The 23,315-nt window shown below is 59.2% G+C and carries 18 protein-coding genes and 2 tRNA genes; 17 read left to right on the top strand and 3 right to left on the bottom strand.

Annotated features, from left to right (window positions below; translation table 11 throughout):
* The first annotated feature begins 52 nt into the window (after nt 1-52).
* Together ACUY2T_RS02270 and ACUY2T_RS02265 are read left to right on the top strand one after the other, a co-directional pair.
* Nucleotides 53-715, top strand: coding sequence for a mycothiol-dependent nitroreductase Rv2466c family protein (locus tag ACUY2T_RS02270; RefSeq protein WP_448307373.1), 663 nt, complete (start codon nt 53-55; stop codon nt 713-715).
* Between the two features lie 89 nt (nt 716-804).
* Nucleotides 805-1,278, top strand: coding sequence for a ribose-5-phosphate isomerase (locus ACUY2T_RS02265; protein WP_293791442.1), 474 nt, complete (start codon nt 805-807; stop codon nt 1,276-1,278).
* 15 nt (nt 1,279-1,293) lie between these two features.
* On the opposite strand, the gene ACUY2T_RS02260 is transcribed toward ACUY2T_RS02265, so the two are convergent.
* Nucleotides 1,294-1,530 (bottom strand): hypothetical protein, encoded by a 237-nt coding sequence (locus ACUY2T_RS02260; protein WP_448307371.1) that lies wholly within the window; start codon nt 1,528-1,530, stop codon nt 1,294-1,296.
* A 221-nt stretch (nt 1,531-1,751) separates the two neighbouring features.
* Here ACUY2T_RS02260 and ACUY2T_RS02255 point away from each other — a divergent pair.
* From ACUY2T_RS02255 to clpX, 7 genes are all read left to right on the top strand, one after another.
* Nucleotides 1,752-1,826 (top strand) — tRNA-Gly (locus tag ACUY2T_RS02255).
* A gap of 153 nt (nt 1,827-1,979) precedes the next feature.
* Nucleotides 1,980-2,053 (top strand) — tRNA-Pro (locus ACUY2T_RS02250).
* 291 nt (nt 2,054-2,344) lie between these two features.
* Complete coding sequence (tig, locus tag ACUY2T_RS02245) at nt 2,345-3,922, top strand: trigger factor (protein ID WP_448307370.1); 1,578 nt, start codon at nt 2,345-2,347, stop codon at nt 3,920-3,922.
* A gap of 189 nt (nt 3,923-4,111) precedes the next feature.
* Nucleotides 4,112-4,678, top strand: a complete 567-nt coding sequence (locus ACUY2T_RS02240) for an ATP-dependent Clp protease proteolytic subunit (protein ID WP_293791439.1) — start codon at nt 4,112-4,114, stop codon at nt 4,676-4,678.
* Nucleotides 4,679-4,681: 3 nt separating this feature from the next.
* Entirely contained in the window at nt 4,682-5,311 is a 630-nt protein-coding gene (locus ACUY2T_RS02235; protein ID WP_005296507.1) for an ATP-dependent Clp protease proteolytic subunit, read from the top strand.
* A 137-nt stretch (nt 5,312-5,448) separates the two neighbouring features.
* Nucleotides 5,449-7,527, top strand: a complete 2,079-nt coding sequence (locus tag ACUY2T_RS02230; protein ID WP_448307367.1) for an alkaline phosphatase D family protein — start codon at nt 5,449-5,451, stop codon at nt 7,525-7,527.
* A gap of 129 nt (nt 7,528-7,656) precedes the next feature.
* The gene (gene clpX, locus ACUY2T_RS02225; RefSeq protein WP_293791437.1) at nt 7,657-8,931 is read left to right on the top strand and encodes an ATP-dependent Clp protease ATP-binding subunit ClpX; all 1,275 of its coding nucleotides are present in this window, start codon (nt 7,657-7,659) and stop codon (nt 8,929-8,931) included.
* Here clpX and ACUY2T_RS02220 read toward each other — a convergent pair.
* A complete protein-coding gene (locus ACUY2T_RS02220; protein ID WP_448307365.1) occupies nt 8,928-9,737 on the bottom strand; it encodes a hypothetical protein in 810 nt (269 codons plus the stop codon). The two genes, clpX and ACUY2T_RS02220, sit on opposite strands and share 4 nt — an antisense overlap.
* Nucleotides 9,738-9,921: 184 nt before the next feature.
* Here ACUY2T_RS02220 and ACUY2T_RS02215 point away from each other — a divergent pair, with 184 nt between their 5' ends.
* The 7 genes from ACUY2T_RS02215 (at nt 9,922) to ndk (ending at nt 18,927) form a co-directional block, all read left to right on the top strand.
* The gene (locus tag ACUY2T_RS02215; RefSeq protein WP_448307363.1) at nt 9,922-10,914 is read left to right on the top strand and encodes a malate dehydrogenase; all 993 of its coding nucleotides are present in this window, start codon (nt 9,922-9,924) and stop codon (nt 10,912-10,914) included.
* A 68-nt stretch (nt 10,915-10,982) separates the two neighbouring features.
* Nucleotides 10,983-12,098 (top strand): alpha/beta hydrolase, encoded by a 1,116-nt coding sequence (locus ACUY2T_RS02210; protein WP_448307361.1) that lies wholly within the window; start codon nt 10,983-10,985, stop codon nt 12,096-12,098.
* A gap of 36 nt (nt 12,099-12,134) precedes the next feature.
* Nucleotides 12,135-14,906, top strand: a complete 2,772-nt coding sequence (locus ACUY2T_RS02205; RefSeq protein ID WP_448307359.1) for a valine--tRNA ligase — start codon at nt 12,135-12,137, stop codon at nt 14,904-14,906.
* Nucleotides 14,903-16,426: a bifunctional tetrahydrofolate synthase/dihydrofolate synthase gene (folC, locus tag ACUY2T_RS02200; protein ID WP_448307357.1), complete on the top strand. Its 1,524-nt coding sequence runs from the start codon at nt 14,903-14,905 to the stop codon at nt 16,424-16,426. The genes ACUY2T_RS02205 and folC overlap by 4 nt, the downstream gene beginning before the upstream one ends.
* 127 nt (nt 16,427-16,553) lie before the next feature.
* On the top strand, nt 16,554-17,042 hold the full coding sequence (locus ACUY2T_RS02195) for a DUF4233 domain-containing protein (protein ID WP_434824887.1): 489 nt from the start codon (nt 16,554-16,556) through the stop codon (nt 17,040-17,042).
* Between the two features lie 112 nt (nt 17,043-17,154).
* Nucleotides 17,155-18,465, top strand: coding sequence for a peptidoglycan recognition protein family protein (locus ACUY2T_RS02190; RefSeq protein ID WP_448307355.1), 1,311 nt, complete (start codon nt 17,155-17,157; stop codon nt 18,463-18,465).
* Between the two features lie 51 nt (nt 18,466-18,516).
* Nucleotides 18,517-18,927, top strand: a complete 411-nt coding sequence (ndk, locus tag ACUY2T_RS02185; protein ID WP_293791427.1) for a nucleoside-diphosphate kinase — start codon at nt 18,517-18,519, stop codon at nt 18,925-18,927.
* An 86-nt stretch (nt 18,928-19,013) separates the two neighbouring features.
* On the opposite strand, the gene ACUY2T_RS02180 is transcribed toward ndk, so the two are convergent.
* Nucleotides 19,014-19,781 carry a hypothetical protein gene (locus ACUY2T_RS02180; RefSeq protein ID WP_448307353.1) on the bottom strand — a complete coding sequence of 256 codons (768 nt, stop codon included), beginning with the start codon at nt 19,779-19,781 and terminating at the stop codon, nt 19,014-19,016.
* Nucleotides 19,782-19,932: 151 nt separating this feature from the next.
* Here ACUY2T_RS02180 and ACUY2T_RS02175 point away from each other — a divergent pair, with 151 nt between their 5' ends.
* Entirely contained in the window at nt 19,933-23,256 is a 3,324-nt protein-coding gene (locus ACUY2T_RS02175; RefSeq protein ID WP_448307351.1) for an Rne/Rng family ribonuclease, read from the top strand.
* Nucleotides 23,257-23,315 lie beyond the last annotated feature (59 nt).

Genomic DNA, 23,315 nt, shown 5'->3' with positions numbered 1-23,315 from the left:
GCAGACCACCCTAGTAGGCAGCCCGGACAACCCCGGCGCGTGATGGCGCTAGATGGCTAGAGTGGGTGACATGACTGAAACACAAACACAGACCGTAACCATGTTCTTCGACGCGATTTGCCCCTTTGCCTGGGTAACTAGCCGCTGGCTGCTTGAGGTACAGGAGGTGCGCGACGTGGAGGTCAAATTCCAGCCGATGAGCCTTTCCGTACTGAACGAGGGGCGCGATCTGGATCCGGACTACCGCGAGAAAATGGACGCTGCTTGGGCGCCGGCGCGCGTGGCTACAGCAATCTGGCAGAACCACCCGGAGAAGCTCTCTGCCTGGTACACCGCAATGGGCACCAAGATCCACAATGAACAGCGTGCGGACGCGACCGATCCGCATGGCTACGACGAGCTTATTGCCGAATCTCTGGAGGAAGCTGAGCTGCCCGCAGACCTGGCGAAGTACGGACACCTAAGTGCCGACGAGGAGGGCTCGTACGAGGCACAGCTGCGCGAGTCGCAGGACAAAGCCATTGAGTTGGTGGGCGATGAAGTAGGTACTCCGGTGGTGCAGCTGGGTAATGTGGCCTTCTTCGGTCCGGTGATCACCCGCATCCCGCGTGGCGAAGAGGCTGGCAAGCTGTTCGATGCATCCGTGACCTTGGCAGCAAATCCGCACTTCTTTGAGCTGAAGCGTTCCCGCACCGAATCGCCGGTAGCGGAGTAGTGCTGTAGTAGCGCTCGTGCGACGCTGGTGTAGTGCAGGTGCAGTGCTAAGGCGCAGCCCGCACGTCTTGACCGGCTAAACTGGGCACCATGCGTATTTACCTAGGTGCAGATCATGCCGGTTTTGAGATGAAGAACGTGATTAAGGATCACTTGAACTCCAAGGGCTTTGAGGTTGTGGACTGTGGCGCCCACACCTACGACGCCAACGATGACTACCCGGCCTTCTGTATCGCAGCGGCAAAGTCCGTGGTGGAAGATGAGGGCTCTTTGGGCATCGTGCTCGGCGGCTCTGGAAATGGCGAGCAGATCGCCGCGAACAAGGTTCCGGGGGCTCGCTGCGCCCTCGCCTGGTCCGTGGAGACCGCCAAACTAGCCCGTGAACACAACAACGCCCAGCTCATCGGGCTGGGCGGTCGCATGCACTCCGAGGAGGAAGCGCTGGCGATTGTGGATGCTTTTGTTTCCCAGCCGTGGTCGGAGGCCGAGCGCCATCAGCGCCGCATCGACATCCTGGCTGAGTACGAGCGCACGGGTGAGGCTCCTGCGCTGCCAGAAAACTAGTAACAAACTGGACTTTTAATTATTCGCGGTGGCGTCCGATTCGATCGGTGCGCCACCGCGTTTTGCTTGCCATTCCTTCACAATGTTGGAATCCCACAGCGTGAGTCCGTGGTACTTGGTCGCTGGCTGCGGTGCGCGGCCACGTCCTGCGTAGCTGGTAAAGGTGCCACGTGCGGTCCCGGAAAACTCAGCGCACTGTGATGCGGTCCAGAGCTCCGTGCCGGTTTTCTTGTCCACAATAATTGGTTCCATAAAACTAGAATTTACTCCGCTAGGATGCTGCCCACAATTGGAAATGTTGTTCTTCTACACCTGCATACCCCCGCAACAATGCAGGTTGAAGGCCATATTTTCAAATGATTTTGCAGGGCAGTGGGGGGTATGGTGTAACATCACTGGACGAAGCGGAATCCCGCTGGCGGAGTAGATCTGCGTGGCAGATTTCTTGTAAACTTCGCAGGCGAGTTCGCAATGGGAATGTCGTATAGTGGCTAATACCTCAGCCTTCCAAGCTGAAGACGCGGGTTCGATTCCCGTCATTCCCTCCAAATTTTCGGCAGTTCTCTTTTCATTGCGCATGGTCGCGATGACGGGGGAGCTGCCGTTTTGTATTTCTCGGTCTGTAGACAGTAAAGTAACGGGCGCAACGTTCGCGTGTGTGCGTGCGCCTATAGGTGCCGTCTCCGTGGGATGTTCAGAATCGGGATATGGCGCAGTTTGGTAGCGCACTCGCTTTGGGAGCGAGGGGTCGCAGGTTCAAATCCTGTTATCCCGACATTTTTTATTTTCACCCTTTTTGTTGGTGACGCCACCTTCCGGCTCGGTGCCGTGAAGTGGCGGAATGGTGCTCGCGAGCTGTATGGCTGGGGGAAATGCGAGCTTTTGATTTGTTGAGTTTTCCGTAGAGATTTCGGCTGGGGTTTTGGCTGGGGAGTACGGAAAACTGACCCCCGCGTGTTGCGCTCGCCATTGGTTCTATAAAATTGGGCACCGACCGTATAGGTGCTGCGAGACGAATGACGACCGTGGCGCCCAAGAAGCTATCAATACACAGGAGTGTGCATTCGTGAAGAGCTCTGTAGAAAAGCTGAGCGCCACCCGCACCAAGCTCACGATTGAGGTTCCATTCGAGGAGCTTAAGCCAGAGTTCGACAAGGCCTACGCCACCCTCGCGCAGCAGGTAAACATGCCTGGCTTCCGCAAGGGCAAGGTTCCGGCGAAGATTCTGGAAGCTCGCCTGGGCCGTGGTGTTGTCCTGGATCAGGTCATCAACGAGATGCTGCCTTCTCGCTACAGCCAGGCTGTCGAGGAGAACGACGTGAAGGCTCTCGGCCAGCCGGAGATCGAGATCGCCGAGCTGGAGGATGGCAAGCACGTTACCTTCACCGCTGAGGTTGATGTTCGCCCGGAGATTGAGGTGCCGGATTTCTCTGACATCTCCGTTGAGGTTGCGTCGCTGAAGGCTGATGACGAGGCCATCGATGCGGAGCTGAAGAACCTGCAGGCTCGCTTCGGCACCCTGAAGCCGGCTGATCGTGCCGTGAAGAAGGGCGACTTCGTCTCTATCGACTTGTCCGCCACCATCGATGGCGAGGCTGTTGACGAGGCAACCACCGAAGGGCTGTCCCACGAGGTTGGTAACGATTCCCTGATCGAGGGACTGGATGACGCTCTGGTTGGTATGAAGGCTGGCGAAGAGTCCACCTTCACCTCCAAGTTGGTCGCCGGCGAGCACGCCAACGAAGAGGCAGAGGTTACCGTCAAGGTCGGTTCCGTTAAGGAGCGCGAACTGCCGGAGCTGGACGATGACTTCGCGCAGCTGGCCAGCGAGTTCGACACTTTGGAAGAGCTCAAGGAGTCCCTGAAGGGACAGGTCGAGCAACAGCTGAAGAACACCCAGGCTGGCGAGATCCGCGATAAGGTTCTGGCCGCAGCGCTGGAGAAGACCGAGTTCGAGTTGCCTGAGGCTGTTGTTAAGGATCAGGTCGACGCTCAGATTCAGCAGATCATTCAGCAGTTCGGTGGCGATGAGAAGGTCTTCGAGTCCATGCTCGCCGCCCAGGATATGACCCGCGAGAAGTTCGAAGAGGACGCTCGCAGCTCTGCCGAGGATTCCGTACGTACCCAGCTCTTCCTGGATGCCGTTGCTGATGTTGAGCAGCCAGAGGTTTCACAGGAAGAGCTGATGGATCACATCGCCTTCACTGCAAACCAGTACGGCATGGATCCGAACCAGTTCATTATGCAGCTACAGCAGGCAGGCCAGCTGGGCAGCTTGTTTGCTGATGTTCGCCGTGGCAAGGCTTTGGCGCTGAACATTGCCAAGACCACCGTGAAGGATACCGACGGCGCTGACGTGGATCCGAAGGAGTACTTCGGTGATGTAGAGGCTGACAAGGCTGATGCCGAGAAGGCTGAGGAGGCTGAAGAGAAGCCGAAGAAGGCTCCTGCCAAGAAGTCGACCACCAAGAAGTCCACTGCCAAGAAGAGCACGGCTAAGAAGTCGACCACCAAGAAGAGCACGGCTAAGAAGTCGACCACCAAGAAGTCCACTGCCAAGAAGGGCACGGCTAAGAAGTCGACCACCAAGAAGTCCACTGCCAAGAAGACCACCAAGAAGGCAGCGGAGAAGAAGGAAGACTAAATAGTTTCCTTTCCCGCCGGATCTCTCTGAGGTTCCGGCGGTTTTCTTTATTCTGCGGTTGGCGACCCGCGGCCTGCCGTGCGCTGACAGCGAACAACCCCGCCAGGACACCCGTTTTGCCCATGGGTGTGACTAGGCTGGGGCGCATACAAAAGTGAACTTTCGTCATACTTTCTGCAAGGAGCGAAGTTGAGTTCGGAAAACCCCAATCACAGAGACTCGGTTTACGAGCGCCTGCTGCGCGAGCGCATTATCTTCCTGGGCAGCCAGGTTGATGACGACATCGCCAACGAGCTGTGCGCCCAGATTCTGCTGCTGTCCGCAGAGGATCCGACGCGCGACATCAGCCTGTACATCAACTCCCCGGGTGGTTCCGTCACCGCGGGCATGGCAATTTACGACACGATGAAGTACGCGCCGTGCGACATCGCTACCTACGGGATGGGTCTGGCGGCGTCGATGGGTCAGTTCCTGCTCTCCGCAGGTACGAAGGGTAAGCGCTATGCTCTGCCGCACGCTCGCATTATGATGCACCAGCCTTCCGCAGGCGTGGGTGGCACCGCAGCCGACATCGCCATCCAGGCGGAGCAGTTCGCTTACACCAAGCGCGAAATGGCGGAGCTGATTGCGGAGTTCACCGGCCAGACGGTGGAACAGATCACCAAGGATTCCGACCGTGACCGCTGGTTCACCGCGGAGCAGGCTAAGGAATACGGTTTCGTCGACCACGTCATCACCTCTGCGAAGGAGAGCTAAGACATGTCAGAGATGCAGATGCCAGAAATGCGATACATCCTGCCGTCGTTCGTGGAGCACTCCAGCTACGGCGCGAAGGAATCCAACCCCTATAACAAGCTGTTCGAGGAACGCATTATCTTCCTGGGTACTCAGGTCGACGATGCTTCCGCTAACGACATCATGGCGCAGCTGTTGGTACTGGAGGGGCTTGACCCCGATCGGGATATCACGATGTACATCAATTCTCCCGGCGGTTCTTTCACCAGCCTGATGGCGATCTACGACACTATGCAGTACGTCCGTCCGGACGTGCAGACCGTATGCCTTGGCCAGGCTGCCAGTGCAGCTGCAGTGCTGTTGGCAGCCGGTACCCCCGGCAAGCGCGCGGCTCTGCCCAACGCTCGTGTGCTGATTCACCAGCCCGCCACCGGTGGGGTACAGGGTCAGGTTTCCGACCTGGAGATCCAGGCTAAGGAAATTGAGCGTATGCGTAAGCTCATGGAGGAAACGCTGGCTCGTCACACGGGCAAGTCCGCCGAGCAGGTGCGCATTGATACCGACCGCGACAAAATCCTGACGGCCGAGGAGGCCAAGGAATACGGCATCGTCGATCAGGTTTTCGACTACCGCAAGCTCTCGGCACAGAAGTAGCACTCGCCGCAATTTTTGTGGTGACGCCCAGAGGCACGCTACGAAAAGACAACCCTACGTGGGGATTCTGGACTAGTTCTGGATTCATACACGTAGGGTTCACTCTTTATTAAGCCAGCCACTCTAGCGTTTTCTGTGTGGAGAATCGAAAGAAGTTTAATCGTCGAACTGTCCTCGGAGGCCTGCTAGGTACTGCGGCTGGGTTTGCAGGTATTACCGCAAACTCCCGCGCCATTGCTCGCGCTCAGGTTGGATCGGCCACGGGTTCATTGGGGCCGTTGAGCTACACCGGCTCTTTGCAGGGGAATGACCAGTATCTCGGGACGAACAAACTTCCTAAACAGGTGGTAACTGATGGCACCGTGCCCGTCGACGATTACCCGGGTTGCACTCCCTGGCCGTTTATCCACGGTGTGTCTTCCGGAGATCCACTGCAGGATCGAGTGATCATCTGGACTCGCATTACTCTCGAAGAACGTGACCCGGATGGTGCGCCGGGTGCAAACCCCGCAGGCGCCGAACCGGAGGTCGCCTGGACCGTTTCGAGGAATCCGGAAATGACGGACGTGGTGGCGTCGGGAACCCAAAAAGCAGTCGCAGCGCACGACTGGACCATTAAGGTCGACGTCACCGGGCTCGACGCTGAAACGACCTACTATTACCAGTTCAGTCACGATGGTAAGAACTCGATCATTGGGCGAACCCGCACTGCGATAAAGCCTGGTTCCTCTGAGGCTCGCCTGGCCGTAATGAGCTGCACCAGTTATTGGTCCTCCTACTGGACAGGGCTGCAGCTGCTTGCAGATCGCAACGACGTGGACTTGGTTATACACCTTGGCGACTACCTCTACGATTTCGTCGATGGTAATGAGGCTGTGCGCTCGCGCGTGCCATTTAGCCATCTCACACACCCCGATAACCGCGATTGGAAGAATCTCGATGAGGTTCGACGCCGCTACGCCCTTTACCGCTCAGATCCCAAGTTTGTAGCCGCACACCAGCAACATCCCTGGATGATCGTGTGGGACAACCATGATGTAGATCCCAACTACGGCAACGAACTAGAGGTCCCTGAGATCCCTATTGAAGAGACCGTCACGCTCGAAGACACCTGTCGGGCATTTTGGGAATGGACTCCCTCGCGCCCGGTGAAAGCCGACGGTAGCGGCGAGTTTCTTCTGGTGGACGACGGAAGCTACCCAGAGCCAGAGGACGTTACCCTCTGCTATCGCAGCCTGGACTACGGGGACTTGCTATCTATTTCTGCAATCGATGCGCAGCTGGGACTGCCCCGATACGGGCGGGAGTTGGACAACTCGCACCTGAGTCATATCAAGGTCGGCGCGCCAACGCTGCTGGGGAAGACTCAATTCGATTGGCTATCAGAAGCTCTCCGAGGTGCGGAGAATCGTGGTGTGCTGTGGAAGGTCATTGCTAATCAGGCGTGGTTTTCGCCGATGGATACACCCGACATTGTGGAAGGCTCCACAGGCGCTACCAAGGCTAAGTTTGGGCTGAGTCGGTGGTCGAAGTATCCGGAGGAGAAGAAAGCGATTGTGGAGCTGTTGCGCCTAGATGTACCGAACTCCGTGATGGTCTCCGGAGATGCACACGGCAACCTCGGGTCGGACATTCTTTCGGCCTCCACTCCATTCAACCCGTACTACCCGGGGCCGGCGGGTAACAATCGCCGTTCCGGTGCACAGCAGGGCAATCGGAACGCAGGCGCGGTACGTGTTGCGACAGGGAACAGTGCGCGGACGAATGCCCGTAAGTACTCCGCAGGTGTGGAATTTGCACCTAGCTCCATGGGGCGTGGTGGAGCAGATGACGCGATCGCGGGTGCCCTCCCGGTTGGGTCTGCAACTGTGGTAACAGCTACTCGTGCAGCGGAGCAGGCTCTGCTGAATCTAAATCCGTCCGCGCAGTTCATGGAGTGGGCAGATCACGGCTACGGCATTGTGCACCTAACGAGAGAGTCCGCCATCTTCGAATACTGGTGGCAGGATAAGTTCAACCCGCGTGCAAACGACGTTCTGGGGCATCAAATGATTGCTTGGGCGCACGACGACCGGTCTTCTCACCCACCGCGTTATAAGCAGCAAATTGATGCGATAACGCTACACGGCTTGCCCGTGGAGCCCACCCGCGGAACTCGTCAGTCTGCGCAGGCTCCGGCTGCCGAGACAGTGCGGATGAACCCGCAGATAGACTAGAGGCAGGAGACTCGCGGGGCTTGAAGGTTCGAAGCGAATTTGGCGTGGCGCTGTAGAGTTGAAGGCCTATGAGGGTGCTAACCTAGCTGTCCCCCAAGTTCCCCTATCCAAGAAAGCCTGATAACCCACATGCCTGAAAGCGCAGAGCTCCTGAAGTGCTCTTTTTGTGGAAAGAGCCAAAAACAGGTTCGCAAGCTGATTGCCGGCCCTGGTGTATACATTTGCGATGAATGTATCGAGCTTTGTAACGAGATCATCGAAGAGGAACTGCTTGCAGTCGACCCCACTGAGGGGTCGGCAAAGCTGCCGAAGCCTGCCGCCATCGCAGAGTTCCTCGATAACTATGTGATCGGCCAGGACGAAGCCAAGCGCACCCTGGCTGTGGCTGTGTACAACCACTACAAGCGCATCCAGGTGGAAGAGTCCAACGCTGCGGCGCGTCGCTCTGACGATGAGGTGGAGCTAGCGAAGTCCAACATTCTCATGCTGGGGCCTACTGGCTCGGGCAAGACCTATCTGGCGCAGTCGCTCGCCCGCATGCTCGATGTGCCTTTCGCCATTGCCGACGCCACCAGTTTGACCGAAGCTGGCTATGTCGGTGAAGACGTAGAAAACATTCTGCTGAAGCTTTTGCAGGCCGCTGATTTTGATGTAGCAAAGGCACAGCGTGGCATCATCTACGTCGACGAGGTAGACAAGATCTCCCGCAAGTCGGAGAACCCGTCCATCACCCGAGATGTTTCGGGCGAGGGAGTGCAGCAGGCGCTGCTGAAGATTTTGGAAGGCACTGTTGCCGCTGTACCACCACAGGGTGGGCGCAAGCACCCGAACCAAGAGTTCATCCAGTTCGATACCAAGAACGTGCTGTTCATTGTTGCTGGAGCATTCTCCGGGCTGGAGAACGTCATTGCCGAGCGTCGTGGCAAGAAGGGACTGGGCTTCGGTGCGGAGATCAGCGCAAAGTCTGAGGAAGACCCGAATCCGTTCCAATTTGTGGAGCCGGAGGACTTGGTGAAATTCGGCCTGATCCCTGAACTGATTGGTCGTCTGCCGGTGCTGACCCACGTCGGCCACCTGGACGAGGAAGCTTTGGTTCGCGTCCTGACCGAGCCGAAGAACTCCCTGGTACGCCAGTACCAGCGTCTGTTCGAGATGGATGGAGTGCGCCTGACTTTTGAGGAGGACGCACTCCAGGAGATCGCACAGAAGGCTCTAGCCCGCGAAACCGGAGCCCGTGGCTTGCGCTCCATCATGGAGACTCTGTTGCTGCCGACTATGTTCAGCATCCCAGAGGATGAAGAAACCGGTGAGGTCATCATCACCGGCGCTTGCGCACGAGGCGAGGCAGAGCCGACGCGGCTGAGCCATGAAGAAGTGGCGAAGCGGGATAAGAAGAGCGCCTAGTCGTGATAGAGGTCCGATGACGCCGAGGGGGCGTCATCGCCCTCCCCATCCTCGTCCCGCCAATCGCGGTACAGGGACGCGGCAACGGAAGAACCGAGCACCGAAGAATGGGACGCGTGGGTGTAGGACGTGCCCTGGGTCGTTGGCATCGTGGTGGCGAGGAAGGCAATAACCGCGTCACAGGTAAGCCTTTGCAGTCCAGCCTCATTATCGGCAGTGTTGGAATCCATGCCGTAGAGAGCGTGGAAGGTCGCCCCTTGGGTGACGGCGAAAGAACATAGCGAAGTGATCAGTACATAAGTATCTTCCGCGGACACTCCACTGCGGAAGGCGCCGATATCGTGGCCACGCATGAGCACACGATCGATGTGCAGCACGACAGGGGAATCCTCCAATACGCCGACGCGGTGTACGAGCTGCGGATCACCTAGCAGGTTCTCCGCGACAATGAGGCGCACCGCATTGGGGTGAGTAGCAAACCGGGTGTACGTCGCGCCGACCAGGTTTCGCATTTCACGAACGGGAGAGCGATCCATCTCCGGATTGTCGTAGCCATTGAGCGGCACTGGCCAGATGGAAGAATGTGCATAGCGTAGCGCTTCTTCGATAAGGCGATCGGGGGAACTGAGCAACTCACACGTTGGCGACAGGCGGGCTGCCTGCGCAATGGCGGCCAAGTGCTGGGGAGTAAAGGCAGCACCGACCCGCACAGCGATGTTTACGGTGGCGTTCATGGCCTGGATGTACTGCTTGTCGCCGAGTCCATACCAGGCCGCAGAGGCGGGGAGGTGGGGCTTGTTTTGCACCTGAATAGTTTATCTGTGAAGGGGGTGAAAATGCAGCGACGTGTACCGAAAACTGGCACGTGCGGGGGTGGTTCGCGGTGCTTCTACAGGGCCGAGTAGAACGAGTCCTGCAGCTGTCCGGGTGGGTTATTACAGTGGGAAGGGATTAGAGAACATCTTCAAAAACACTCTTAAGGAGCCCCGCGTGACCACCAATAACCAGAACGCCGTCACTGTCACCGTTACGGGTGCCGGCGGCCAGATCGGCTACTCCCTGCTCTTCCGTATCGCCAAAGGTGAAGTATTCGGCGATCGCGTGGTTAACCTGCGTTTGTTGGAGACCGAGAGCGGTGTGCAGGCAGCTCGTGGGGTAGCCCTCGAACTGTCGGATTGCGCCTACCCGCTATTGGGCGAGGTCACCATCACTTCGGATATCAACGAAGGCTTCAAGGGAGCTAACGCGGTGTTCCTGGTGGGCGCCAAGCCACGCCAGAAGGGCGAGGAGCGCGCTGATCTTCTGGCTGCTAACGGCAAGATCTTCGGCCCACAAGGCAAAGCCATCGCCGAGCACGCAGCCGATGATGTGCGCGTGATCGTGGTTGGTAACCCGGCGAACACCAACGCCGCCATTGTTGCCGCTCATGCGAAGGGGCTGGACCCCCGCCGCGTGACTGCCCTCACCCGCCTCGATCACAACCGTGGTCTGGCGCAGGTAGCAGAGAAGCTGGATGTGGCCGTACGTGACCTGAAGAACATGATCGTGTGGGGTAACCACTCCGCCACCCAGTTCCCCGACGTGGCCGAGCTGACCCTGAACGGCGAGAAAATTGCTGACAAGCTGGAAGAGTCCTGGGTCGATGAAGAGTTCATTCCGCGCGTAGCCAAGCGCGGTGCGGAGATCATCGAGGTACGCGGACGCTCCTCCGCAGCCTCTGCTGCTAACGGCGCACTGGATCACATGCGCGATTGGGTGAACGGCACTCCTGAGGGCGACTGGGTTTCTGTAGCACTGCCTTCCGACGGTTCCTACGGCATTCCAGAAGGCCTCGTGTTCTCCTTCCCTTGCCGTTCCGTTAACGGTGAGTGGGAAATCGTGCAGGGTCTGGAGATCAGCCCGGCTCAGCAGGAGCGCATCGACGCGAACGTGAAGGAGCTGCAGGAAGAAAAGGCTGCGGTAGAGGCTGCTGGCCTGCTGTAGTTTCACGAACCAAACTTTTTTGCGCATATCGCCACCTGGCCTGTTGGTCGGGTGGTTTTATGTTAGGCATGACAGCCCCCACTTACCGCACTGATCCCACCGACCACACCGACCGCCCCGCGCCGGTCCATTCCCAACTCCTCCAACAGTCTCTGTTCAGCCAACTCACCGCCCGCGCCGGGTGGCTGCTGCCGGGGATTCCGGAACCAATTCTGCGGGTGCTGGGCACTCGCACCAACTCCGAGGGTGATCGCCTGGATGCTGATGTCCGTGCGTCGATCCTGACCCTCAACCTGATCCACCCCGATGACTACTCCAAGCAACCAGTAGACAAGACCCGCGAGGTCGTGGAGAGTTCCGCCTACCTGGGTGGCGGGCATGTGCCCTCCGTCGGCTCGGTTGTGGAGGAACATATCCGCGGCGTGCGAGTCCGCCACTATCGACCCACCGGCGCGGCCTCACCGGAAGTGGAGCTGCCCACCCTGGTGTACTTCCACGGTGGCGGCTGGGTCGTTGGTTCCCTCGATTCCCACGATTCCACGTGCCGCTGGCTTTGTGAACGAGCCCGCGTGGCTGTGCTCTCCGTTGACTATCGTCTGGCTCCGGAACATCCTTTCCCCGCCGCGCCCGACGACTGCTGTGCCGTGGTTGAGGCGGCGATGGTGGGGGAGGTTAAGGGCGTCAATAAGAAAAGGGTGGCCGTCGGCGGCGATTCGGCAGGAGGCAACCTCGCCGCAGTGGTGTGCCTGCGCCGCAAGCGGGAAGGGGCGGAGCAGCCGCGGGCGCAACTGCTTTTTGTGCCGGTGACGGACCTTTCGACACTCGATACCCCTAGTCATCGCGAGTTCGCCAAGGGGTACTTCCTAACTCATGCGCATATGCAGTGGTATCGCGATCAATATCTGACCGACGAGGCACAGCGTAGGGATCCGGATGTTTCTCCGCTGCTGGCTGACGATGTGAGCGGTCTGGCTCCGGCCTATGTTGCCGTCGCTGGGTTCGACCCGCTGCGTGACGAAGGTGCGGCTTACGCGGAGAAGCTGCGGAAGGCAGGTGTGCTGGTTTCTTTCCGACGCCACCCCGGCCTGATCCACCCGTTCGTGAATTCTACGGGCGTATGGCGCAATGCGGGGCGAGCACTGGATGAAGCGGCGGGAGTGTTGCGGGCGGCGCTCGAGATGTAGGCGGGGTGTACGACGTGTCCGAGCCGTCTACTAGACTTGGCTAGCGTGAGTGACTCCAGTTCTAAGGCAAATGGCTCTAACACGATTGGTGCTGACCGCTCGGCACAGCTACCTGCGGCATGGAACCCCGCCGCGGTAGAGGAAAACCTGTACCAGGGGTGGGTGGATTCCGGCTACTTCAAGGCTGACCCTGCCAGCGATAAGCCCCCGTTCAGCATTGTGCTGCCACCGCCAAACGTGACTGGTCAGCTGCACATGGGCCACGCGCTGGACCACACGCTGATGGATGCGATGGCCCGCCGTAAGCGCATGCAGGGCTTTGAAGTTCTCTGGCTCCCGGGTTCCGACCATGCAGGTATCGCTACTCAGACCAAGGTGGAGGCTAACCTCAAGGAATCTGAGGGTAAGGATCGCTTCGACTACGGCCGCGAGGACTTTATCGACAAGGTCTGGGAGTGGAAGGAACAGTACGGTGGCGTGATCCAGCGCCAGATGCGTGCCATTGGTGATTCCGTGGACTGGTCCCGCGAGCGCTTCACGTTGGATGATGGCCTCTCCCGCGCCGTGCAGACCATGTTTAAGGAACTTTTTGACGCCGGCTTGATCTACCGTGCGAACCGCATGGTGAACTGGTCTCCTGTGCTACAGACCGCAATCTCTGACATTGAGGTCGTGTATTCCGAGGATGAGGGTGAGCTGGTTAGCATCCGCTATGGCTCTCTGGACGATGCCGAACCACACGTGATTGTTGCGACGACGCGTGTGGAAACAATGCTGGGTGACGTGGCTGTAGCTGTGCACCCAGAGGATGAGCGCTATGCGGATCTGGTGGGTAAGAGCCTGCCGCACCCGTTTTTGCCGGATCGCCAGATGATCGTGGTTGCTGACGATTACGTAGATCCCGAGTTCGGTACCGGTGCTGTGAAGATCACCCCGGCACATGACCCGAATGACTTTGCGATGGGGCAGCGCCACGACCTGCCGATGCCGGTGATTATGGACGAAACTGGTCACATCGCGGGCACGGGCACCGAGTTCGACGGCATGGAACGCTATGAAGCGCGAGAGAAGATTCGCCTGGCACTTCAAGAGCAGGGGCGCATCGTGGCACGTAAGTTTCCCTATGTGCACAGTGTGGGGCACTCCGAGCGATCCAAGGAAGCTGTGGAACCGCGCCTGTCCGAGCAGTGGTTCGTCAAGGTGGACGAGCTGGCAAAGATGTCCGGCGATGCAATCCGGTCTGGCGATTCGGTAATTCACCCAGCCTCCCAGGAACCACGCTGGTTCGACTGGGTGGATGACATGCACGACTGGTGTATTTCTCGCCAGCTGTGGTGGGGCCACCGCATCCCGATCTGGTACGGGCCGAACGGCGAGATCGTGTGCTGTGGTCCGGATGACGAAGCTCCGACGGGCGAGGGATGGCGTCAGGATGAGGACGTGCTGGACACGTGGTTCAGCTCCGCTCTGTGGCCGTTCTCCACGATGGGTTGGCCGGATAAGACCCCGGAGCTGGAGAAGTTCTATCCCACCAGCGTGCTGGTGACGGGCTACGACATTCTGTTCTTCTGGGTTGCGCGAATGATGATGTTCGCCACCTTTGCCTCCAAGCACACTACTGAGGTGCTGGGCACGGGCAACGAGGGACGCCCGCAGATTCCGTTTAAGGATATTTTCCTGCACGGCCTGGTACGAGACGAGCATGGCCGTAAGATGTCCAAGTCCTTGGGTAACGGCATTGACCCGATGGATTGGGTACGCGATTACGGTGCGGATGCGCTGCGCTTTACCCTGGCTCGTGGTGCTAACCCGGGCTCTGATCTGCCGGTGGGCGAGGATGCGGCACAGTCTTCCCGTAACTTTGCCACCAAGTTGTACAACGCCACGAAGTTCGCGTTGATGAACGGCGCGCACGTCGGCGAGCTGCCCGCCCGCGAGACCCTGACGGATGCCGACCGCTGGATTTTGGACCGCCTGGAGGAAGTACGCCAGCTGGTCGACGATGCACTGGATCGCTACGAGTTCTCCCTGGCCAACGAGAACCTTTACCGTTTTGCTTGGGGCGAGTTCTGTGACTGGTACCTGGAAATCGCAAAGGTGCAGATCCCGCGCGATTGGGATAGCGCTACGCAAGAACAAGTGCAGCGCGGCATTAATACGCAGATCGTGTTGGGACGAGTACTGGATGCGGTACTGCGTCTGCTGCACCCCGCCATGCCTTTCGTGACCGAAACGCTGTGGAAGGCGCTGACCGATGGGGAAGAGGGCTACTCCGATTCCCTGGTCACCGCCGAGTGGCCAGGCGCTGATCTGACCAATGGGGGCGTAGAGACGGATGCCGATGCAGTACGCCGCATGGCAGACGTCGACAAGCTGGTCACGGAGCTGCGTCGTTTCCGCAGTGATCAGGGCGTGAAGCCCTCCCAGAAGGTACCTGCTTCGCTGGACTTCGCCGCTGCCGACTTGGTCGAATTTGAAGAAGCCGTGCGTTCCCTGGTGCGCCTGGAGACCCCTGCTGAGGGATTCACGGAGACTGCCTCCATTGAGGTGCGCCTGTCTCAGGCGACCATTGCGGTACAACTGGATACCTCCGGCACCGTCGACGTGGCTGCCGAGCGCAAGCGCCTGGAGAAGGATCTGGCGGCTGCACAGAAGGAACTCGACAACGCAGCGAAGAAGCTGGGTAATGAGAACTTCCTTTCCAAGGCGCCGGAGAAGGTCGTCGAAGGCATCCGCGAGCGCCAGCGTGTGGCGCAGGAAGAGTTCGATCGCATTACCACCCGACTGGAAGGCCTGCCACAGGCATGACCGAAGAGACAACTGGGGAAAACTACCCAGATGAGGTGACCCTCGACGAGGCCGGCCTGGCTCTGCCCCTCGACCATTTGGGCGCCGATGAGGCTGAGGGGGCGTCAACCCCAGAAAGGCCCATCACCCCCGACGATCTAGCGGCTTTGGCAGAGGTCGATGCGGAGCTGAACCAGCGTTGGCCCGAGACGAAGATCGACCCGACGCTGGAGCGCGTGGAGTTGCTGATGGATCTGCTTGGCCACCCCGAGCGGACGTTCCCTGCGATCCATGTGGCCGGGACGAATGGCAAGACCTCCGTAGTGCGGATGATCGAGTCTCTGATGCGGGCGTTCCACCGCCGAACCGGGCGCACCACCAGCCCGCATCTGCAGATCGTGACTGAGCGCATCGCCATTGACGGCCGCCCGATGCACCCGCGCGACTACGTGGACACGTGGCGTGACATCCAGCCGATGGTGGAGATGGTGGATGCGAAAAGCCAAGCCGAAGGCGGTCCGCAGATGAGCAAGTTCGAGGTGCTCGTGGCCATGGCCTATGCGGCCTTCGCCGATGCTCCGGTGGACGTGGCCATTATCGAAACCGGCATGGGTGGACGCTGGGATGCGACCAACGTGGTGAACTCCGATGTCGCGGTGATTACGCCCATCGGCCTGGATCACATGGATTACCTGGGTGACACCCTCGAGCAGATTGCAGGTGAGAAGGCCGGCATCATTAAGACCCGGTGGGATGCTGATGACCTGCTGACCCCGCCGGATAACGTGACCATTGTTGCGGAGCAGGAGCCCGAAGCGATGCGCGTGGTTTTGGAAGAAGCCGTAGCGAAGGATTCTGCAGTAGCCCGCGCTGGCAGCGAATTCGGTGTGGTATCCAGCCGCATTGCCGTAGGCGGTCAGAGTCTGACGATTCGCGGATTGGCTGGCGAGTACGAGGACATTTTCCTGCCACTGTCTGGTGAACATCAGGCGCGCAATGCTGCCGTAGCGCTGGCGGCAGTGGAGGCTTTCTTCGGCGCCGGTGCGAAGCGTCAGCTAGATGTGGATACGGTGCGAAAAGGTTTCGCTTCCGTCGCCTCGCCCGGCCGTCTTGAGCGGGTGCGTTCCACCCCGAGTGTATTTATTGACGCCTCGCACAACCCCCACGGCGCGAAAGCGCTGGCGGCGGCGATCGACCGCGACTTTGAATTTCGCAAACTGATCGGCGTGGTGGGTGTGCTAGGGGACAAGGACGCCCGGGGCATCCTCGCTGCACTCGAACCTGTGATGGACGAGGTTGTGGTGACCGAGGTGAACTCTCCGCGCGCGTTGCCTGTGGATGTGTTGGCGGAGTATGCGCGTGACGCTTTCGGCGAGGAGCGTGTGCACGTAGCTACCAACCTGCCGGGTGCCGTGGAGCTGGCTACGCAACTGGCCGAGGATGACGAAGATGGCGTGCTGTCTGGTGCAGGCGTACTGATCACTGGCTCGGTGGTGACCGCTGGCGAGGCGCGCACGCTATTTGGCAAAGAGCCAGCCTAAGGCGTTCGACGCGGCGCTGCCGAGTTCCGATTAGGTCTTGCTGGGTCTAATTGGGTCTAATAGGGCTGACGGCTTAAGACAATTATGAGTGCGTCAAAAGAAGAGCGAGCAAGGAGCTGCAGAAACCGTGGCACAGAACTCTCACAAGCGCAATAAGGCTGATGAGCAGGGCGAGTACGGCCCACTTGGTCCCGGCCAGGCGCCGGCCAACGATCCGCTGAAGGGTCTGCGAGGAGTCATGGCCGGCACTCACATCATGGAAGCCATCGTGATCCTGCTGGTGCTTACCGTAATTACCCGCGTAGATGCTGGTGCCTCGGCCACGACGTTCAATATGGTCTACGTGATCGGCTTGGGAGTGGCCATGATCGTCGCGGCTTTCCTGCAGAAGCTTAAGTGGGCGGACTGGTTGAATATTGGGTTGCAGGTGTTAGCTGTTGCGGGCTTTATCGTGCACCCGGCGATGGGCGCCATGGGCGTGATCTTTGCCCTGTGCTGGTGGTACATCTACCACCTACGTTCGAACCTGATGCGGCGTATGCAGCGTGGTTTGCTGCCTTCGCAGCACCTCGACGAAGAAGGAAATGTGCGGCGTCCGGCTACCCCCGCGGACTGATCTTCATGACGCCACATTTGCAACAGCTTTAACATCCGCAACACTCACCTGGGAATACCCTTAGAAGGGGGTAAGGTGTCCACTACCCCCGAATGTGGTTTATTATGCGGGCATGACGTTGACGCGCCGTGCATTCTTCCGCTCTTCCACCGCCCTAGGTGCCGCAGTTGGTGGCACTTTCCTCTTCGCTAACCGCAACAACATGGGGGTCTTTTCCTCCGCCGATAACACCCACCCCGCCGAAGTACCGACCCCAAGTGAGCCAGAAGCTTTCACGGGGACGGGAATCGGCGTCAACCAAAAAGGCCAGCTTCCCGGCGGTACCGGGTACCTCACGATTACCTTTCCACCCGCTGCGCCTGAGGGGGCGCAGGCAACCCTGCGCTTCGAGTTCGCCGGCGGGCGCACCGAGGATCGCCCTGTACATGCTGAGGCGCACGACCGCGAAGATGATTCTGCGCTGAAGTCCGATCCCGTCGAACTGCCGGAGGGTGCTACCGCCGTGTGGCTGCCCGGTGAAGCAAACGACCCCGCAACGCGCTTGCACCTACACATTGTGGAAGCCCCCAAGGGGCAGGAGGAGCAGATCTTTGGCGCTGGAATTGCGCCTTATGCCGCGCCGATAAATCTGCCTTCTAATCCGGCGGAGCTGCAGAGCAGCTTGGAAACTGGCGCTGCGGGTGTAGCGGGTTCGCTAGCTCTTGCGGGAACCATCGCTGGCATTCTTGCCTCCAGCGGGTTGGCAGTTCCGGGATTGCCCGCTCCGGGTGCGCCTGCCGGTGGTGGAGCGAATGTCATTGATGGCCTGCGTGTGGTTTCTCGCCGCGAGTGGGGTGCGAATGAAGCGCTGATGGGGTGGACGCCCCGCTTCACTCGCGCGCAGTTGATTACCGTGCACCACACCGCAATGGCCACCCCGGCCAACGGTGATTACGCTGCGAATGTCCGCAGTATCTATGGTTTCCACGCCTCCAGCGCTAACGGCGGTCGTGGCTGGGGCGATATCGGTTATCACCTGCTGATCGCCCCCGATGGCACCGTGTTCCAAGGGCGTTCCACCGGTATGGATGGCCAGGCTGTATTCCAACCGGGTAGCTTGGGCGGTACGCCAATGTCGGTCACCGCAGGTCACGTGTACAACGCGAATGATGGAAACATTGGTGTGTGTTTGCTCGGTAACTTTATGACGCAAACTCCGACCCCCGCCGCTATCAATTCTCTCGTGCGGGTTCTGGGGCACCTGTGCCGTGGCTTGCGTCTGGATCCACGTGGCAGCGTGCGTTATGTAAACAATGCCGCCCGCCTGAATCTGACACGCCGAACCATTACGGGCCATCGTGACTGGGGTGACGTATCTACCGCAACGGCGTGCCCGGGTGACCGTGCGTACGCGCTGATGGATCAGGTGCGCAGTCGCGTATAACGCTGCAGGTGTCGCACTGCACACGGGGTGGCCATGTGTAGAATTGCTGACATGACTGAACGCACTCTGATTCTGATCAAGCCCGATGGTGTTAAGAACGGCCACGTGGGCGAAATTATCTCTCGCATCGAAAAGAAGGGTCTGAAGCTTGTGGAGCTGGACCTGCGTACCGCTGATCGTGAGACTGCGGAGAAGCACTACGCCGAGCACTCCGATAAGCCTTTCTTCGGCGAGCTGGTGGACTTCATCACCTCTGCTCCGCTGGTAGCAGGCATCGTAGAGGGCGAGCGCGCCATCGAAGCTTGGCGTCAGCTGGCTGGCGGCACCGATCCAGTATCCAAGGCCACCCCTGGCACCATCCGCGGCGACTTCGCACTCTCTGTTGCGGAGAACGTTGTTCACGGCTCTGACTCCCCGGAGTCCGCAGAGCGCGAGATTGGCATCTGGTTCCCGAACCTGTAAACAGCAGCTTGCAAAGAAACCGCGGACGCAATCGCATCCGCGGTTTCTTTTATTCGTAAGAGTTAAAGGTCACAGGGTAGATTGTTTTAGCTTGCCTGGTAGCGCTTTTGAAACTCCCGCGAACCTTCCTCAGTCAGCGTTAGCCAATTCTGCGTCCCGTCGGTAGAGCGGAGTTCGCGGATCTTTACTGCGTTGCCCTGCTTAACCAGCTTGTTTAGCGCAGTGTCTACGTCGCTAGCAGTCCAACCGTAGTGCGCGAGATCGCGTTTCAGCGTATCGCTGAGGATCTGCAGCCCACCGGGCACACAGCGGCGGCAGTACAGGAACGCCTGCAACCATTCGGCGGGCTTTTCGACCCGGATTCCCTGGTCTAGCTTCTCTGGGATGGTGTAGTGGGCTGGGCGCCAGGCGTCAAAAGTAATGATCCAGTACGTCAACCCCACTGTGAGGAGCGCGACAACTCCGGCATAGGCCAGCCCAATGTGGTCGGAAAAAAGCGGTGCGAACTGCGCTGCACCGAAAAAGAGGGCAAGGAGTAGAACGAGGCGGCCTTCCTCCTTCCAGCTGAACGGGGTGCGGGCGGCTTCGGCGTCGGTCTTCAGAGGGGAATAGTCGTTGCCGCGGAGGCCGTTGCGTCGCAGATAGCGCCACCAAAGAATTCCGGCGACGATAGCAGACACCGCGATACCCAGCGCTGGTAGCGGGCCGGAAATGGGCGAGCACAGAATAAACATCATGATGCCGAATGCGACTGCCACGGCCAATTGCGCACCCTTGCTTGGGCGAGTGCTGCTGGCAACGTCTAAGAGCACTGTGCTGTCGAAAGGTACGGAAGGCTGTGCGGGGGTGGCCATAGCGTAAAGCGTAACAGTCCGGCTTTGCTTCGCTCGTGCTTGTTCACTGCATGAGCGGGTGGATGTGAGACAATAGGGACGGATCGAATGCCCACAACGACGATGCGGCACAACGATCAGGCAAACTTTGAAGACTTTATAAGGAGATTTCGTGGCGACTACTAGCCCGGAAATTGCAGCGCAGGCTGCGAAAATTGATCGAGAAAGTGTGGGGGAGAAGGTTCGCGTCCACACCGTTGCTAAGCAGTTGGGGATCCGGGCGACGGACTTCCTGGCTGTACTTGCGGACCACGGTATTGAGGGGAAAAAGACCGCTTCAACGTTGACGAAGGCGCAGGTCTTTTCTGTTCTGGACGCCCTTAGCTCCAGCGGACAGTCCTCTCAGCCGGATGAGAAGGTTGCGGAAACGGAGGTTTCTGAAGCCTCCGAAGAGCCGAAGGAACCTGCCAAGAAGACCACGGCCAAAAAAGCTACCAAGGACGCAGCCAAGAAAACCGCCAAGAAGACTGCAAAAAAGTCGGTTGCGAAGAAGGCCGCCAAAAAGTCGACCGAAAAGCAGGCGGAAGAGGTCGCTGAGCAGAAGCCTGCAAAGAAGAGCACGAAGAAGACCGCTAAGAGGACCACGAAGAAGTCTGTAAATAAGCCAGCTGAAAAGGCAGTTGAGAAGCCTAACCCCGTTCAGCAGGAAAGCCCGGAGGCTGTGGCGGATACCGCGCCGGAAGAAGCGGCAGTAGTTGCGGCTAGTGCAGCGGCTGAAGATAAGTCGGAAAACCGCGATGAAGACGCAGGAAAGAAGTCGTCCAAGCGCCCCGCGAAGCGCACAGCAAAGCGCACTGCCAAGCGTGTAGTGAAGAAGTCGACGCAGAGAAAGGCGGAGGAGCCGGCGAAGACTGCGGAGCCTGAGCAGGTAGAGCCTGAGGTGCCCGAAGGGGACGATAAGGCGCCAGTGTCCGAAGGGGACGATAAGGCGCCAGTGCCCGAAGGGGACGATAAGGCGCCAGTGTCCGCAGAGAATACCGAGCAGCCGACTCGTCGCCGTCGAGTCCGGCGCGTCGTTCGTCGCGTGGGAAGCGTGCGCCAAGCGGAGATGCGGGCGTCGAAAAACAAGAACGATGCGAAGCGAGACGGCAAGAAGCAAAACAAGGCCGAAGAGGTAGCAAAGGTCACTGCACCTGAGGATCTGCACCCCGCCGAGCGCTCCACCGAAGACATGGTGGACGAGCCGGTGAAGCTCAAGGGCTCCACGCGTCTTGAGTCGCAGCGACGCTGGCGCGCGAAGAACCGTGACAAGAACTACAAGGCCATCACCCGGGCGGAATTCCTGGCACGACGCGAGTCGGTCGAGCGCACGATGATCGTCCGCGATGCGCAGCGCACCGACCACAAGGGCATGATGACGCAGGTCGGCGTGGTAGAAGACGGCCAGCTGGTTGAACACTTCGTGGCAGATGCTACACACCAGTCGCTGATCGGCAATGTGTACCTCGGTCGTGTGCAAAACGTCCTGGGCAGCATGGAAGCTGCCTTCGTGGATATTGGTACAGGGCGCAATGCCGTGCTGTATGCGGGCGAGATGGATTGGCGCTCGCCGCACCTGCATTCTAAGAACCGCAAGATCGACCAAGCTCTGCGTCCGGGAGACCAGATTCTGGTCCAGGTGCTGAAGGACCCGATCGGGCATAAGGGTGCACGTCTGACCAACCGCATTAGTTTTGCGGGCCGCTACCTGGTGTTCTTCCCAGCGGGTACCACTGCGGGAATTTCGCGCAAGCTGCCTGTTGGCGAGCGCAAGCGCCTCAAGGACATTTTGGGTGAGGTTATCGCCGGTGATGGCGGCGCGATCATCCGCACTGCTGCGGAAAATGCGACCGAAGAGCAGATCACTGAGGACGTTCAGCGTTTGCAGAAGCGCTGGGAGGAAATCCGCAACCTGGAGAATAAGGAGCGCGAGTCCAAGGGCGCGAAGCCTGTGACGCTCTATGAAGAGCCGAACATGCTTATCCAAGTGGTACGCGATGTCTTCAATGCAGACTTCTCCGAGCTCGTCATCGACGGCGACAAGTCTTGGAAGGCCGTGCGCGACTATCTGGGACGAACTTCCCCGGAGCTGATGGAGCGAGTTCACAAGTGGAACCGTGGGCAGCATGACGGTCAGGACGCCTTCGCACCGCTGGACCTGGATCAGCAGCTGGAAAAGGCAATGGCCCGCAAGGTGTGGCTACCGTCGGGCGGCTATCTGGTAATCGACCACACCGAGGCGATGACGGTCATTGACGTCAACACGGGATCGTTCGTCGGTTCGGGCGGAAATCTGGAGGCCACCGTCACCGAGAACAACTTGGAGGCGGCAGAGGAAATTGTGCGCCAGCTGCGCCTGCGCGACATCGGCGGCATGATCGTGGTGGACTTCATCGACATGCTCCTGCAGCAAAACCAGGATCTGGTGCTGCGTCGCTTGTCTGAGTTCCTGGGACGCGACCGTACTCGTCACAAGCTGGGGGAGGTGACGTCGCTGGGGCTGGTGCAGCTGACCCGTAAGCGTCTGGGCACCGGCCTGCTGGAGACGTTCGCTACCCCATGTGAGGCCTGTGATGGTCGCGGGTTCATCATGCACCCGGATCCTGTGGAGCAGAAGGATCCGGAGCCGCGCCGGGATCACGGGCACCGCAAGGAGCGCCAACAGGCCAAGAACCAAGGTAAGCACCAAGACAAACACCAGGACAAGCAGCAAAACAAGCAGCAGGGCAAGCACCAAGACAACGCGAAAAAGCAGCAAAAGCAAGATCGACAGGATCGCAAACAGCGCCAGCAGCAGGAACAGCACGAGCAGCAGGTTCCGCAAGAAGCTCAAGAGTCGCAGGAGCCACAGGATCAGCGTGAGACCGTCTCGCAGAGCACTCGCCGGCGAGTACGCCGTCGCGTAGTTCGCCGTGGCCAGCCTCGAAGCGCTGGTCGTACTGGAAGCACCGGCGATATTGAGAGCATTGTGGCTGGTGCTCGGAAGCGTTCTGCCCAGGCGGATCCAGACGAGCCTTCGGCTGCCGACAATGCTGCGCCTAACACCGCGCCTAACTCTGCGCACAATGCTGCGCCTGATAGCTCGGCCAGTGAAAGTTCAGCAAAGGACAGTGGGACTACCGACCGTGCATCTGCGTCGAGTCGTCGCCGCCGTCGTCGTGTAGTGCGCTCGCGCCAGGCAACTGCCCAGAACGCCCGCGTAGCTCATGCTGATCGCGCTGCTCGTTCTTCTGTGGATGACGCCGACAAATCCGCTAGCCGGCCTTCCAACTATGAGGAAGCCAAGCGCGAGTTCGACGAATCTCCACGCCGTAAGCGCCGGACACGTGGCAACTCTAAGTCTGATGTTGCTCCACGGCCGGAGGACTTCGGCGTCGAGAAAGAAAGCACCGAAAGTGCCTCGAAGAACACCCGTTCGCGGGGGCGTCGCCGTCGAGTGGTGCGGAAGAAGAATTAGTTTCGAGCGAAAGCAAAGGGATTTGGTTTTTACCCCTCTGACCGGGTAGTCTTAACCAG

Source organism: Corynebacterium sp. 22-2729 (genome assembly GCF_053479475.1).
The sequence above is the reverse complement of the archived record's forward strand: the minus strand, read 5'-3'. Positions and strand labels throughout refer to the sequence as shown.